This window comes from Streptomyces sp. NPDC090083, assembly GCF_044747445.1.
In the GTDB taxonomy this organism is placed as follows: Bacteria; Actinomycetota; Actinomycetes; order Streptomycetales; family Streptomycetaceae; genus Streptomyces.
This window is the reverse complement of record NZ_JBIVED010000004.1, coordinates 540,881-555,478: the sequence shown is the minus strand read 5'-3', so window position 1 is coordinate 555,478 and position 14,598 is coordinate 540,881. Positions and strand designations below refer to the sequence as shown.

At 70.6% G+C, this 14,598-nt stretch carries 9 protein-coding genes; 6 read left to right on the top strand and 3 right to left on the bottom strand.

Going from position 1 to position 14,598, the window contains the following annotated elements; genetic code table 11:
• Positions 1 to 216: 216 nt before the first annotated feature.
• Positions 217 to 3,786: a choice-of-anchor D domain-containing protein gene (locus ACIPTO_RS17730; RefSeq protein WP_401192978.1), complete on the top strand. Its 3,570-nt coding sequence runs from the start codon at positions 217 to 219 to the stop codon at positions 3,784 to 3,786.
• Between the two features lie 60 nt (positions 3,787 to 3,846).
• Positions 3,847 to 5,820 carry a discoidin domain-containing protein gene (locus tag ACIPTO_RS17725; RefSeq protein WP_401192976.1) on the top strand — a complete coding sequence of 658 codons (1,974 nt, stop codon included), beginning with the start codon at positions 3,847 to 3,849 and terminating at the stop codon, positions 5,818 to 5,820.
• A gap of 98 nt (positions 5,821 to 5,918) precedes the next feature.
• Here ACIPTO_RS17725 and ACIPTO_RS17720 read toward each other — a convergent pair whose 3' ends face one another.
• A complete protein-coding gene (locus ACIPTO_RS17720) occupies positions 5,919 to 7,334 on the bottom strand; it encodes a DUF6461 domain-containing protein (RefSeq protein ID WP_401192974.1) in 1,416 nt (471 codons plus the stop codon).
• A 278-nt stretch (positions 7,335 to 7,612) separates the two neighbouring features.
• Here ACIPTO_RS17720 and ACIPTO_RS17715 point away from each other — a divergent pair, with 278 nt between their 5' ends.
• From ACIPTO_RS17715 to ACIPTO_RS17705, 3 genes are all read left to right on the top strand, one after another.
• Positions 7,613 to 8,170, top strand: coding sequence for a TetR/AcrR family transcriptional regulator (locus ACIPTO_RS17715; RefSeq protein ID WP_401192971.1), 558 nt, complete (start codon positions 7,613 to 7,615; stop codon positions 8,168 to 8,170).
• A complete protein-coding gene (locus ACIPTO_RS17710) occupies positions 8,167 to 9,060 on the top strand; it encodes an aldo/keto reductase (RefSeq protein WP_401192969.1) in 894 nt (297 codons plus the stop codon). The genes ACIPTO_RS17715 and ACIPTO_RS17710 overlap by 4 nt, the downstream gene beginning before the upstream one ends.
• 156 nt (positions 9,061 to 9,216) lie before the next feature.
• Positions 9,217 to 10,236 (top strand): NADPH:quinone reductase, encoded by a 1,020-nt coding sequence (locus ACIPTO_RS17705; protein ID WP_401192966.1) that lies wholly within the window; start codon positions 9,217 to 9,219, stop codon positions 10,234 to 10,236.
• A 34-nt stretch (positions 10,237 to 10,270) separates the two neighbouring features.
• On the opposite strand, the gene ACIPTO_RS17700 is transcribed toward ACIPTO_RS17705, so the two are convergent.
• Positions 10,271 to 11,491 carry a metallophosphoesterase gene (locus ACIPTO_RS17700; protein WP_401192964.1) on the bottom strand — a complete coding sequence of 407 codons (1,221 nt, stop codon included), beginning with the start codon at positions 11,489 to 11,491 and terminating at the stop codon, positions 10,271 to 10,273.
• 243 nt (positions 11,492 to 11,734) lie between these two features.
• Here ACIPTO_RS17700 and ACIPTO_RS17695 point away from each other — a divergent pair, with 243 nt between their 5' ends.
• Positions 11,735 to 12,625 carry a serine hydrolase gene (locus tag ACIPTO_RS17695; RefSeq protein WP_401192961.1) on the top strand — a complete coding sequence of 297 codons (891 nt, stop codon included), beginning with the start codon at positions 11,735 to 11,737 and terminating at the stop codon, positions 12,623 to 12,625.
• A gap of 54 nt (positions 12,626 to 12,679) precedes the next feature.
• Here ACIPTO_RS17695 and ACIPTO_RS17690 read toward each other — a convergent pair whose 3' ends face one another.
• Complete coding sequence (locus ACIPTO_RS17690; RefSeq protein WP_401192958.1) at positions 12,680 to 14,359, bottom strand: purine-cytosine permease family protein; 1,680 nt, start codon at positions 14,357 to 14,359, stop codon at positions 12,680 to 12,682.
• Positions 14,360 to 14,598 lie beyond the last annotated feature (239 nt).

Below are 14,598 nucleotides of genomic sequence, written 5' to 3'. Positions count from 1 at the left end.
TGGTCGCCCCTTTCGACCGGCCGTGCTGTCACATGTATCGGTACCCGGGATCTTGCGGGATGCATTTTTGTTTGTTGCAAAGCTCTGTCTAGATATTGCGTGATCATGTCACGGATATTACGGTCCCCCGTGCATCGTCACCAACCCCTGCCCCGCCCCCGTCCCTGACGATGCCAGTCGAACAGTTCCGGCATTTCGCCATGTAAGGAGTGGTAAGTGCTCCATTCCATCCGAGATCTGAGACGCGCCCTCGTATGGTCGGTCAGCACCGCGATGCTCGCCGCCGTCGGCGCCCTCGCCCTGCCCGTCACCACCGCTTCGGCGGCGGCCGCCGCGACCGCGGCCACCGGCGGCAGCGGCGCGAGCCTGCCCTACGTCGAGGTGCAGGCGGAGAACTCCGCCACCAACGGCTCGGCCATCGGCCCGAGTTACGCCCAGGGCCAGCTCGCCGACGAGGCGTCGTACCGCAAGGCGACGACGCTCAAGGGCACCGGCCAGTACGTCACGTTCACCACTCCGGTGGCGACCAACTCGATCAACTTCCGCTACAGCATCCCCGACACCTCGAACGGCTCGGTCTACACCGCCCCGCTCTCGCTGTACATCAACGGCACCAAGCAGCCCGACTTCACCCTGACCAACGCCTACAGCTGGTACTACGGCAGCTATCCCTTCACCAACACCCCGGGCAGCAACCCGCACCACTTCTACGACGAGGCCCACCGCCTGTTCTCCACCACCTATCCGGCGGGCACGACCTTCAAGCTCCAGGTCGACGCGGGAGACAACGCCTCTTCGTACACGATCGACTTCGCCGACTTCGAGCAGGTCGGCGCCGCGCTCACCGCACCCTCGGGCGCGGTGTCGGTGACCAGTAAGGGCGCCGACGCGACCGGTGTGGCCGACGCGACCAGCGCGTTCAACGCGGCGATCAGCTCGGCGGGCCCCGGCGGCACGGTGTGGATCCCGCCGGGCACCTTCAACATCCCCGGCCACATCAGCGTCAACAACGTCACGATCGCCGGCGCCGGCATGTGGTACTCGACCGTCACCGGAACGGCCCCCGGCTTCTACGGCAACTCCGCGCCCAACGCGAGCACCAATGTGCGCCTGCAGAACTTCGCGATCTTCGGCAATGTCCAGGAACGCGACGACAGCGCCCAGGTCAACGGCATCGGCGGCGCGATGAGCGACTCGACCGTCTCGAACCTGTGGATCGACCACATGAAGGTCGGCGCCTGGATGGACGGGCCGATGGACGGCCTCACGTTCACCGGCATGCGCATCCGTGACACCACCGCCGACGGCATCAACTTCCATGGTGGCGTCACCCATTCGAAGGTGACCAACAGCGACATCCGCAACACCGGCGACGACGGCATCGCCACCTGGGCCGACTCCGCCATCGGCGCCGACGCCAACGACACCATCTCCGACAACACCGTGTCCCTGCAGATCCTCGCCAACGGCATCGCGATCTACGGCGGCCACGACAACACCGTCAGCGGCAACCGCGTGGTCGACAGCGGCCTCGCCCAGGGCGGCGGCATCCACGTCGGCCAGCGCTTCACCTCGACACCGGTCGGCACCACCACCATCTCCGACAACACCATGATCCGCGACGGCAGCCTCGACCCGAACTGGCAGTTCGGCGTAGGGGCGTTGTGGTTCGACGGCAGCCAGGGCGCGATCACCGGCCCCATCAACGTGACCAACGCGCTGATCCAGCAGAGCCCCTACGAAGCGGTCCAGTGGGTCGAGGGCACCATCAGCGGGGTCAACCTCGACAACGTGACCATCGCGGGCACCGGCACCTTCGCCCTCCAGGAACAGACCGGCGGCGCCGCCAAGTTCACCAACGTCACGGCCACCGGCGTCGGTTACTCGTCCCCGGTCTACAACTGCTCGGGCGGCAACTTCGCCATCACCGACGGCGGCGGCAACTCCGGCATCAGCGGCACGCCGTACTGCGGCGGCTGGCCCGCTCCGGTCTTCCCGCCCTATCCCTCGGAGGGCGTGACGGCCACCCCGGGCGCGCTCAACTTCGGTTCGGTGGCGACCGGTTCGACCAGCGCGGCGCAGACGGTGACGGTCTCCAACCCGACCAACACCGCCGCGGCCGTCTCGTCGATCTCGGCCGGCGGCGACTACGCCCAGACCAACACGTGCGGCTCGTCGATCGCGGCGAACGGCTCGTGCACCGTCAGCGTGAAGTTCACACCGACCGCGACGGGCAGCCGCAGCGGATCCCTGACCGTCAACGCGGGCGGGACCACCAGCACGGTCAGCCTCTCCGGAACCGGCACCGCACCGGGCCCGGTGCTGAACACCGACCCGGCGAGCCTCTCCTTCCCGGCCACGGTGGTCGGCTCCTCGGCCACCGCGCAGACGGTGAAGGTGACCAACTCGGGCACCACGGCGGCGACCGTCTCGGCCGTCGCGGCGAGCGGCGACTTCAGCCAGACCAACAACTGCTCCACCCTCGCGGTCGGCGCCTCCTGCACGGTGACCGTCGGCTTCAAGCCCACCAGCGGCGGAGCACGCGCGGGCAACCTGACCGTCACCAGCAACGCCAACAACAGCCCGACCACCGTCTCCCTGACCGGCAGCGGCATCGACAGCACCACCAACATCGCCGCGGGGCGTCCCGCGTCGGCGAGTTCGGGCAGCAGCCCCTACGTCGCCTCGAACCTCACCGACACCGACGCGTCGACGTACTGGGAGGGCACCCTCGGCTCGTTCCCGCAGTGGGCGCAGGTCGACCTCGGCCAGAACTACGCCGTCGGCAAGGTCGTCCTCAAGCTCCCGCCGGCCACGGCCTGGTCGGCCCGTACCGAGACCCTGTCGGTGCAGGGATCCACGGACGGCTCCAGCTTCTCCACGATCAAGGCCTCGGCCGGCTACACCTTCGACCCGAGCGCCAACAACAACACCGTGACCATCACCTTCAACTCCGCCACGGCACGCTACGTGCGGGTCAACATCACCGCCAACTCGGGCTGGAACGCTGCCCAGTTGTCGGACTTCGAGGTGTTCCCCAGCGGCGGCGGCTCCTCACCGGCGACCCTGTCGGCCGACCCGGCGTCGCTGACGTACCCCACTCAGGCGCTCAACACCGACAGCGCCGCCAAGACGGTCACGGTGACCAACACCGGTACCGCTGCCGCGACCGTCTCCGGCATCACCGTCACGGGCGACTTCGCGCAGACCAACACCTGCGGGTCGTCGATCGCGGCGAACGCCTCCTGCACGGTGAGCGTCACCTTCAGGCCCACCGCGTCCGGCACCCGCGCCGGTGATCTCAGCATCGCCAGCAACGCGTCGAACGGCACCACCACCGTCGCACTCACGGGCGTCGGCGCCGGCACGGTGAGCAGAAACCTCGCGGCGGGCGCGGCCACCACCGAGTCCAGCCACGCCGACGTGTACGCCTCGTCGAACGTCACGGACGGCAACCAGGGCACCTACTGGGAGAGCGCCAACAACGCCTTCCCGCAGTGGGCGCAGGTGGACCTCGGCTCCGCACAGAGCGTGAGCCGGGTCGTCCTCCAGCTCCCCGCCACCTGGGGCGCCCGCAACCAGACGCTGTCCCTGTCGGGCAGCACCGACGGCTCCTCCTTCAGCACCCTGAAGTCCTCGGCGACCTACTCCTTCGACCCCACCACCGGCAACACGGTCACCATCACCTTCACCGCGAGCACCCAGCGCTACCTGAGGGTCAACATCACGGCGAACAACGGCTGGCCGGCCGGTCAGCTCTCCGAGTTCCAGGTCTGGAACACCTGACCCGGCGGTGCCGCCGGGCGTACCCGCGCCCGGCGGCACCGGCCACCGAAAGGAGTCGAGATGGGTGTCACACGCAGAGACTTCCTGAGAGCCGCGGTCGCGGCCACCGCGGTGGGAGTGGTGGGAACCACCGGGACCATGCTCGCCCCCACCGCGTCGGCGGCCGGCGCGCCGGGCGACGTCGTCGGGAAGATCACCGTCGGCTACCAGGGCTGGTTCGCCTGCATCGGCGACGGCGCGCCCATCGACGGCTGGTGGCACTGGACCCAGAACTGGGGTCAGTCGCCGTCCCCGAGCAACACCGGCATCAAGTGCTGGCCCGACACGCGCGACTACACCACCACCTACCAGACGTCCTACGCCGCCCTCGGCAACGGCCGGCCCGCTACCCTGTTCTCCTCGTACGACCAGCAGACGGTCGACACCCACTTCCTGTGGATGCAGCAGAACACCATCGACACCGCCGCGCTCCAGCGCTTCAACCCCACCGGCGGCGAGGGCCCCACCCGCGACGCCATGGCGACCAAGGTGCGCTCCGCCGCCGAGTCGCACGGCCGGAAGTTCTACATCATGTACGACGTCTCCAACTGGACGAGCATGCAGTCCGAGATCAAGACGGACTGGACGAACAAGATGTCCGCGCACACGGCGAGTTCGGCGTACGCGAGGCAGAACGGCAAGCCGGTCGTGTGCATCTGGGGCTTCGGCTTCGCCGATCCCAACCATCCCTTCAGCCCCGACGCCTGCCTCGACGTCGTCAACTGGTTCAAGGGACAGGGGTGTTACGTCATCGGGGGCGTCCCGCGCGAATGGCGCACCGGCACCGGCGGCTCCCGGTCCGGCTTCCTCGGCGTCTACCACGCCTTCGACATGCTGTCGCCGTGGATGGTCGGCGCCATCGGCACCGTGGCCGAGGCCGACAACGCGTACTCCACCTACACCGTCCCCGACCAGGCCGACTGCGACGCCAACGGCATCGACTACCAGCCCTGCGTCCTGCCCGGCGACGTCTCCGCCCGGCAGCGCGCGCACGGCGACTTCATGTGGCGGCAGTTCTACAACACGGTGCGGGCCGGGGCGCAGGGCATCTACATCTCCATGTTCGACGAGTACAACGAGGGCAACCAGATCGCCAAGACCGCCGAGACCCAGGCCTGGGTGCCCGCCGACTCCGGCTTCCTCGCCCTCGACGAGGACGGCACGCCCTGCTCCGCCGACTACTACCTGCGCCTCACCGGCGACGGCGGTCGCATGCTCAAGGGCCAGCTCGCGCTGACGCCGACTCGCCCCACCCAGCCGGTGGTTCCCACCGGCGGAGACACGGCACCGCCCACCGCGCCGGGCGCCCTGACCGTCACCGGGCACACCAGCGACTCCGTCTCGCTGCGCTGGACCCCATCGACCGACAACGTCGCCGTGACCGGCTACCACGTCCTCCGGGTGTCCGGCTCCACCAGCACCCAGGTGGGCACCACCAGCTCAACCGCCTTCACCGTCACGGGACTCGGCGCGTCCACCGCGTACACCTTCGACGTCGTGGCCTACGACGCGGCGGGCAACGTGTCGCAGCCCTCCAACCAGGTCACCGCCACCACCGACGCCCCGTCCGGCACCACCGACCTGGCCCTGCACCGCCCCACTTCGGAGAGCAGTCACACCCAGACCTACGCCTCGGCCAACGCGACCGACGGCGACGCCGCCACCTACTGGGAGTCCGCCAACAACGCCTTCCCGCAGTGGATCCAGGTCGACCTGGGCGCCGTGACCGGCGTCAAACGGATCGTGCTCCGCCTTCCGCCGGCCACCGTGTGGGCCGCCCGCACACAGACCGTCTCCGTCCAAGGCAGCCCGGACGGCGGCACGTTCACCCCGCTCCTCGCCTCCACTGGCTGCACCTTCGACCCGGCGACCGGCAACACCGCGACCCTGACACTCCCGTCCACCGTCAGCACCCGCTACGTCCGGCTCACCATCACGGCGAACAACGGCTGGCCGGCCGGGCAGGTGTCCGAGTTCCAGGTCTACGGAGCCTGACCAACTGACGCCAGGGGCGGGGGAGTCGGTCGGTGAACCACCCTGATCGCCCCGCCCCGCAACCCCGCCCGGTCACACGGCCCGGACACACCGCGCTCTCACCAGGTGCCGAAGACCGCGCCCGGGTGGGTCCCAGCGAAGTGCTCGGGCCGCGGCGCGATGCCGGCTATCAGGCAGGCGATCTCCAGCGGCGGCGGAAGGAAGGCGGCCTCGTCCTCGCGGTACACGCCCAGCCCGATCTGCTTCATGAACGGCAGCATCGCGTCCGGTTCGGTGCCTTCGGGGGCCGGTCCGCCGCCGTGCAGGAGGTCGTGGTCGTCGTCCTCGTACACCGCGACCGGTGCGCCGTCCCGGAACCAGGAGAGGAGGAGTTCGCCGTCGAAGCCCTCGTGCCAGACGATGGTCTGGGTCCCCTCCGACATGGCCTGCGCGCGCTCCATGCCCTCGACGCCGCCCGGTTCGACCAGTATGACCCAGTCGTCGACGGGCACGGCCAGCGCGCACTTGACCGGCCGGCCGTCGGGGTCGGAGAACGCGGCGGAGTCGACGTCCTCGTAGGTCATCGATCCGATCGTCCCGGGACCGGCGCCGAGTCGTCGCAACGCCTTCCGTCCGTCGACGTGTTGCACCCAGGTGATCGTGAAGGGCCCGGAAAGGTCAAGCAGTTCGAACCAGTCCGTCGCCAACCCGCTGTCCGCAGGGCGGGCGGGCCTGGCCGCCTCCCGGGTCTCCCGCCGGGCGAACTCCCGCTGGAGCGCGGCGAGTCGGGCCTCCTCTGCGGCGGTCCCGCTGGCATGGATCTGGGCGCCGTCCTCGCCCAGCAGCACCACGTCGCCCTCGTCGCGCACGAGCACCTCGGAGACCACGACCGACATGGGGTCCAGCCCGTAGCGCCCGGTCCATCGCTGGAGGACCGTGGAGTCGGTACCCGCACGCAGCACGCCGTCCGTGCCGAGGGAGAGCGCCGCACCGGCGTCACCGGCGGTGCCCTCCCAGACGGACCGCTGGGTGCCGTGGTCGCCCGGTGCGCGGAGCTGGGTCCGGCCGGCGGAGGTGTGGGTCAGCGTGTAGCGGCCGTCCGGCGACACGATGGAGTCCGCCAGCACCTCGCCCCGCCGCAGACGGTCCCCGTTCGCCGGCCGCAAGGCCGCCAACTCCGCTGTGGACAGCGGGTCGCGGCTCCACCGCACCCATCCGCCGGGATCCACCAGGACGAGCCGCCCGTCGTCACGCACCATCGCGGCGGACACCCGGCGGTCCACACCGCCCGAGGACCACACGGGAACACCGGGCGGTCCCTGCAACACGAGGAGTCCCTCGGCCAGCAGCGTGAGCGCACCCGGTGACGACACCGGTCTGCCGATCTGCCACACGTCACGGCCGGCACGCTCGTCCCGCAGCGCCAGTGTCCCGTCCCGCCGGTGCTCCAGCGCGTACGCGCCGTTCGGCGACACAAGGGACTGCACGAAGAGAGAATCCCCGGCCTCCAGCACAGCCCTGCTGCGGTTGTCCATCACGACCTCCGGTCGTCACGCGCGTCTGCTCCACGGGGCGGACCTCGCCGCCGCCACCGGTCATGCGCGCAGACGATGCCACACGGCACTGACAACCAGCCGGGCGATGCACAGGCGCGGTGGACGACGGAGGCGCATGCCTCGCCGTCGCCACCAACACGCGTGCCAGGCAGAGGAGTTGATGCCGGTGTCGCGGTCAGGGAGGAGCCTCAAACAGAATCAGGATTCTGCTAACGTCTCCCATAAGCAGAATGACCATTCTCTTTACGGGAGGTGTGATGCCTCGGCTCACCGACGCGCGCAAGGAACTCCGGCGTACTCAGATCGCCGAGGCCGCCGTGCGCTGCTTCAGCCGCAACGGCCTGGAGCGGACCTCGATCGCCGACATCACCGCCGAGTCCGGCCTCTCGGCCGGTTCGATCTACGCGCACTACCGCAACAAGGCCGACCTGATCCGGGTCACCGCCCGCGAGGTCCTCGCCAAGCGTGCCGATGTCCTCGGCGAGTACGCCGCGGCCGACGCTCCGCCCGACCCCGACGAACTGCTCTCCCGCCTGTGCGCCGCGATCGACCCGGCCGAGGCCCGGGTCGGCGTGCAGACCTGGGGTGAGGCGACCACCAACCCGGCCGTCCAGGACATCGTCGTCGACATGACCGACCGGATGCGCGCGATGCTGCACGACTGCCTCACGGCCTGGCTCGTCAAGGTCGAGCACGAGGAACCGGCCCTCGCCCGGGAGCGCGCGGCTCCGATCGCACACCGGGTCATGGCGCTCTACCAGGCCGAACTGCTCTACACCGCCCTGCGCACACGGACAGAGGAGACCCCGCAGTGATCACCCCGACCGCTTCGTTGGCCGACCGCACCGTCTTCCGGATCGGCTACGGCGCCCTGCAGCTGGAGCGGCTGCACGGCCGCCGTGACGAGGCCGTCGCGCTGCTGCGTCGCGCGGTGGAGCTGGGCGTCGACCACGTGGACACCGCCGAGTTCTACGGCTTCGGTTTCGCCAACGACGTGATCCGCGAGGCGCTGCGCCCCGAGGACGACGTCTTGGTCGTCACGAAGGTGGGAGCCGACCCTGACCCCGGCGGGCCCATGCCGCTGCGGCTGGCACAGCGTCCCGAGCAGCTGCGCGCCAGCGTCGAGGACAATCTGCGCAGCCTCGGCGTCGACCGGCTCGCGGTCGTCAACCTCCGCCGTCTGGACACCGGCCCCGGGCTGCGTCCCGAGGGGGACCAGGTCGTCGATCTCGACGACCAGCTCGCCGTGATGACCGCCCTGCGCGACGAGGGCAAGATCGGCGCGATCGGCCTGAGCAGCGTCACCCTCGACGGCCTGCGCCGGGCCCTGCCCGCCGGTGTCGTCTGCGTGCAGAACGCCTACAGTCTCGTCTCCCGCGACGACGAGGACATCTTGCGGCTGTGCGCGGCCGAGGGCATCGCCTGGGTGCCGTTCTTCCCGCTGGGCGGGGCCTTCCCCGGCCTGCCCAAGGCGACCGACGAGCCGGCCGTGCACGCGGTGGCCGAGTCCCTGGGCGTCACGGCCGCGCAGGTCGGCCTCGCCTGGCTGCTGCACCACGCCCCGAACGTGCTCCTCATCCCCGGCACCGCCGACGCCGCCCACCTGGAGGCCAACATCGCGGTCGGCGAGATCGCGCTCGACGCCGAGAACCTCGCCGTCCTGGACGGCATCGAGTCCCGCTCCAACGACCTGCCCATCGGCTGACCGGAACCGACGGCCGACCGCGGCCGACGGCCCACCGGAACCACCGCTGCCCGGAATCAGCGCGGCCCGGACCGCGACCACACCCCACGCCGGACGCCCCGGCGAACCGCCGGGTCACCTCGGGAACCCCGCTCCACCAGGCTCCAAGGACGGATCATGAAGGCCATCATCTACCGTGACAACGGCACCCCCGACGTGCTGCGCCTCGTCGACCGTGACCTGCCCGCGCCCGGACCCGGCGAGGTGCGCGTCCGCGTCGCGGTGTCCGGGGTCAACCCGACCGACTGGCAGGCACGCGCGGGTGTCGGCCACCCCAAGCACTTCCCCGAGGTCACCCCGCACCTCGACGGCGCCGGCACCGTCGACGCCGTCGGGGACGGTGTCGACCAGGGCCGGGTCGGTCAGCGGGTCTGGCTGTTCATGGCCGCCGCCGGGCGGCCCACCGGCACCGCCGCCGAGTTCACCGTCCTGCCCGCCGAACAGGCCGTGCCGCTGCCCGACGAGATCGGCTTCGACGTCGGAGCCGCGCTCGGTGTCCCCGCGCTGACCGCGCACCGCGCGCTCACCGTCGCCGAGGACGGCCCGCGTCGGCTGGCGCCCGGAGCGCTCGACGGGAAGGTGGTGCTCGCCGCGGGCGGGGCGGGAGCGGTCGGGCACGCGGTCATCCAGCTCGCCCGATGGGCGGGCGCCACCGTGATCAGCACGGTCAGCGGCCCGGAGAAAGCCCGGCTGGCCACCGCCGCCGGAGCCCACCACGTGATCAACTACCGCGAGGGCGACCCGGCCGCCGAGATCCGCGAGACCGCCCCGGAGGGCGTCGACATCGTCGCCGAGGTGGACCTCGGCACGAACCTCGCGCTGGACCTGGCCGTCCTGCGGACCCGTGGCACGATCTCGACCTACGCCAACGACGGCGGCAGGCCGGTCGAACTGAACGTGGTGCAGAACATGGTGCTGAACACACGCTTCCAGTTCCTGGTGCTCTACACGGCCGGTACGGAGGCGCGTACCGCGGCCGTCCAGGACGTCGCCGCCGCGGTGCGTGACGGCGCGCTGCCGGTCGGCGAGCGGCACGGCCTGCCGCTGATCCGCTTCCCCCTCGACCGCACCGCCGACGCGCACCGGGCGGTCGAGAACCACGCGGTCGGCAAAGTCCTGGTGGACGTGGGCTCCTGACGTCCCGGTCGGGCACCGCGGCCCGCGGCGGCGCCTACGCCGCGACCGGCTCTTGCGCGGAGCGGAGGACGAGCAGGGTGATCTCGCTGGGGGCGAAGACACGGAACGGCGGGCCCCAGAAACCCGTGCCCCGGCTCGTGTAGAGGAGGGTGCGGGCGCCGTGCCGGCTGAGGCCGGCCAGGGCGGGCTGGTCGAGGCGGACCAGGTGGTGGAAGGGCCAGATCTGGCCGCCGTGGGTGTGTCCGGACAGCTGGAGATCGACGCCGGCTGCCGCCGCACGGTCGACGAACTTCGGCTGGTGGGCCAGCAGCAGGACGGGCAGGTCGGGATCGGCGCCGTTCAGGGCTCCGTCGAGGTGCGCGCGGTGGCCCGCCAGACCGGAGGACTCGGCGGTGACGTCGTCCACACCGGCGACGACGAGGGTGTCGCCGCCGCGTTCGAGCAGCAGATGGCGGTTGCGTAGCGGCTCCCAGCCCAGCTCGCCCATCAGGTCGACCCAGCCCTGGGCCTCGCTGTAGTACTCGTGGTTGCCGGTGACGTACACACGGGCCCGGGTGGCCCGGACGGTGCCGAGCGGGGCGGCCTGGGCGCGGCGGCGTTCGGCGGTGCCGTCCGCGATGTCACCGGTGTGGCAGACGACGTCGGCGTCCAGGGTGTTCACGGTCTCGCACACCCGCGCCGACCAGCGGGCCCGGTCGAGCGGGCCGTAGTGGGTGTCGGTGATCAGAGCGACCCGGAGACCGTCCAACCCGGCGCCCAGGCGCGGGAGTTGAACATCCAGACGGCGTACGCGCGGCACGCGGCGGGCTTCGGCGTAGCCCCAGACGAGCAGGACGGCGGTCACACCGAGCACGGCCCACGTGACGATGCGGGCGCGGTCCTGGCCGTCACCCACACCGGCCAGGGTCAGGGCGAGCCGCAGCACGATGCCGAGCAGCACCGACCAGGTGAACAGCACCCAACTGGAGCCCAGCAGGCTGTCACCGAGGATCGCCGCCCCGTCCTGCTGGCGCCGGCCGTGACCGCGCCCCATCGCGAGCGGCATGACGACGAGACCGAGGACGAACAGCGCGGTGCCGGCCAGCGTGACGGGGAGCGGCCAGTGCTGGCCGGCGTAGAGGAGCACCCAGCAGGGGACCGCCCACAACAGGACGGGGGCGATCAGGGGGAGGTAGCGCATCAGGCGCTGGAGTGGGCTCTTCCGCGAAGCTCGCGCCTCGCTGTCCGCGGGTCGGGTGTTGCTCGTGTCGGTCACGCTTCCCCTTTCCGGCCGGGCTGCCGTCCCGCGCACTTTACCGGTCGTTCCCGGGCGGTCGGGCGGGCGTTCGACGCTGCGGCAGGGCGGACGGTCGTACCGGTCCCGGTGGTCCGGGAAGTGTGGGTGTCCTCACAAATCGGTCCGTTACGGCCTTTTCGTGGCACTGGTCACGTCGCGGAACGGCCCCCTCGTCTACGTTCGCAGGTCTGCGCCCCCGACCCCGAGACCACCCGAGGCCCCATGCCGAACCGCCCGAATCCCCGACCGACCGCACGGACCGCGAGCACGCCCGGCCGAGACGGCAGGCGGACCGGTCTTCGTGCCGCGCTGTTCACCGGCTTCGTGACCGCCGCCTTCGCGGCGGCTGCGGTCGGCCCGGCCGCGGCGGCAGGCACCGGCACCGCATCCGGGACCGCACCGGCGACCGCGCGGAGCCAGGCGCGTGTGACGACCGCCGTGCTGGACCTGGACCACCCCACCGCGAAGCCGCAGGTGCGCGGTAAGGACGTCGCCTACGACACGGCCAGCATCGTCAAGGTCGACATCCTCTCCGCCCTGCTCGTCCAGGCGCAGGACGCGGGACGGGGGCTCACGCAGCAGGAGCGCACCCTCGCGGAGGCGATGATCGAGCACAGCGACAACGACGCGGCGAACGCGCTCTGGCGGGAGATCGGTCAGGCGCCGGGCCTGAAGGCGGTGAACAAGCGCCTCGGACTGTCCGCGACCGTCGGAGGGACCGGCGGCAAGTGGGGCCTCACGCGCACCACGGCGTCCGACCAGATCGGCCTGCTGCGCGCGGTGTTCGCCGCCGACGGGACCGCCACCGCGACCACGTCCGCGCTGAACACCACCTCCCGCACCTACATCCGTACGCTGATGACCCGCATCGCCACCGACCAGTCGTGGGGCGTCTCGGCAGCCGCCGACTCCGGCTGGGCCCTCAAGAACGGCTGGCTGCAACGCAGCACCACCGGCCTCTGGGACATCAACAGCGTCGGACAGGTCACCTCGGGGACGCACCACTACCTCGTGGCGGTCCTCTCTGACGGCAACACCTCGATGGCGGGCGGCATCAGGACGGTCGAGAACGCGGCCCGCACGGCGGTCACCTCGGTGCGCGCGGCCGGCTGACGGCGACACGAAGCCAGGCCGGGCGCGGCGGGACGACCACCGTGCGGTGCTCGTTCAGGCGGCCGTCGGCTGGACCGGGAGGACGTGGTCGCCGACCTTGTCCGTACTGAGGCACAAGGAGCAGACCTGGGCGTCGTGGGTCGCGCAGGCCGCCAGGTCCGGGCGCTCGTACGGCTGGTGGCAGACGTGGCAGTTGTACGTCGTGGCGCTCGGGTTGCCCTCCGGGTCGAGCAGGGGCTCGTCGATGCCGTCGTCGGTGCGGCGCAGGTAGTACCTGCCCTTGGTGACGATCGCCATCAGCGGGGTGAGGACGAAGGCGATGACGGCCGCGGCGACGGGCGAGTACGGCTGGAGCGTGTCGCCGAGCGCGTGGAAGTACAGGGCGATCGAGAGGCCCGACGCGGCCACGAACGCGACGACGCCGACCGGGTTGACGGCGTACAGCATGCCGCGGCGGAACTCCGGCTGGAGCGGGGAGAGCTTCAGCAGGTACTTGTTGACGCCGATGTCGGTGGCGACGGTGACGATCCAGGCGATGGCGCAGTTCGAGTAGAAGCCCAGGATGTTGTTGAGGAAGCTGAACATGTCGGCCTCCATGAGGGCGAGCGCGAAGCCCAGGTTGACCAGGACGAAGACCATGCGGCCGGGGTAGTGCTTGGTGACGCGCGTGAAGGAGTTCGTCCAGGCGAGCGAACCGGAGTACGCGTTGGTCACGTTGATCTTGATCTGGCTGATCACGACGAGGGCGACGGCCAGCGGGATGACCAGCCAGGACGGCATCATCGCGTCGAAGGCGCCCTTGAACTGCTGGATCGGCTCGGGCGCGACGTCCGGGCCGACCTTGGCCAGGATGTACACGGCCAGGAAGACCCCGATGGTCTGCTTGAGCGCGCCGAGCACCACCCAGCCGGGACCCGCCATGACCACGGCGGTCCACCAACTGCGCTTGCTCGCCTCGGTCTTGGGCGGCATGAAGCGCAAGTAGTCGATCTGCTCACCGATCTGTGCGATGAGGGACAGACACACGCCCGCGCCCAGCAGCACGGAGGCGGTGTTGACGCCGCCGTCGCCGTCGGTGCCCGCGTAGCTCAGGAAGCGGTCGACGGTACCCGGGTCGGTGGAGATCAGGTAGGCCAGCGGCGCGATCATCAGCAGCAGCCAGACCGGGGTGGTCCACACCTGGAGCTTGCTGAGCGCCTTCATGCCGTAGATCACCAGCGGGATCACCATCAGCGTGGAGATCAAGTAGCCCAGCCAGAGCGGGAGTCCGAGGCCCAGCTTGAGGCCCTGGGCCATGATCGAGCCCTCAAGGGCGAAGAAGATGAAGGTGAAGCTGGCGAAGATGACGCTGGTGAGGACCGAGCCGTAGTAGCCGAAACCGGAGCCGCGGGTGATCAGGTCCAGGTCGATGTTGTAGCGGGCGCCGTAGTAGGCGAGGGGGAAGCCGGTGACGAAGATGACGACGGCGGCCACGGCGATGGCGACGAGCGCGTTGCCGGTGCCGTGCGCGAGGCCGATGCCGGCGCCGATGGAGAAGTCGGCCATGTAGGCGATGCCGCCGAGGGCGGTGGTGGCCACGACCATCGGGGTCCAGCGGCGGTAACTGCGGGGCGCGAAGCGGAGGGTGTAGTCCTCCAGCGTCTCCCTGGTGGCCTGGCTGGTTGCCTGGCCGGTCGCCTCGCTCGTCGGAGGGCCCGGCTCGGCGGCTGTCTGTGGGGACTCGGTCGTACTCATCGGCGGCCCTTCGGGGGTGCGGTGGAGGGGGATGAGGGTGAGGGGAGCGGGTGCGAGGATGCCGGGCGTGGGGGAGTGGTTCCGGATCCGGTCTTCGGAGGTCGCGTGCTCTGCTCAGTGGCCGCACGCTAGGAATCGCATGTTTCCCGGAAGTCTTTCGGCCCGTGAACGGCTCGTTAAATACTTCCTGGGGGAAGGAAATCTCCCAACGAGGCGCGTACGGAACCCCGTTCACCACC

What these genes read in the sequence shown, in the direction of transcription:
- ACIPTO_RS17725 (WP_401192976.1), top strand. Translation starts at nt 3,847, where the DNA reads ATGGGTGTCACACGCAGAGACTTCCTGAGAGCCGCGGTCGCGGCCACC.
- ACIPTO_RS17720 (WP_401192974.1), bottom strand. Translation starts at nt 7,334, where the DNA reads ATGGACAACCGCAGCAGGGCTGTGCTGGAGGCCGGGGATTCTCTCTTC.
- ACIPTO_RS17715 (WP_401192971.1), top strand. Translation starts at nt 7,613, where the DNA reads ATGCCTCGGCTCACCGACGCGCGCAAGGAACTCCGGCGTACTCAGATC.
- ACIPTO_RS17705 (WP_401192966.1), top strand. Translation starts at nt 9,217, where the DNA reads ATGAAGGCCATCATCTACCGTGACAACGGCACCCCCGACGTGCTGCGC.
- ACIPTO_RS17695 (WP_401192961.1), top strand. Translation starts at nt 11,735, where the DNA reads ATGCCGAACCGCCCGAATCCCCGACCGACCGCACGGACCGCGAGCACG.
- ACIPTO_RS17690 (WP_401192958.1), bottom strand. Translation starts at nt 14,359, where the DNA reads ATGAGTACGACCGAGTCCCCACAGACAGCCGCCGAGCCGGGCCCTCCG.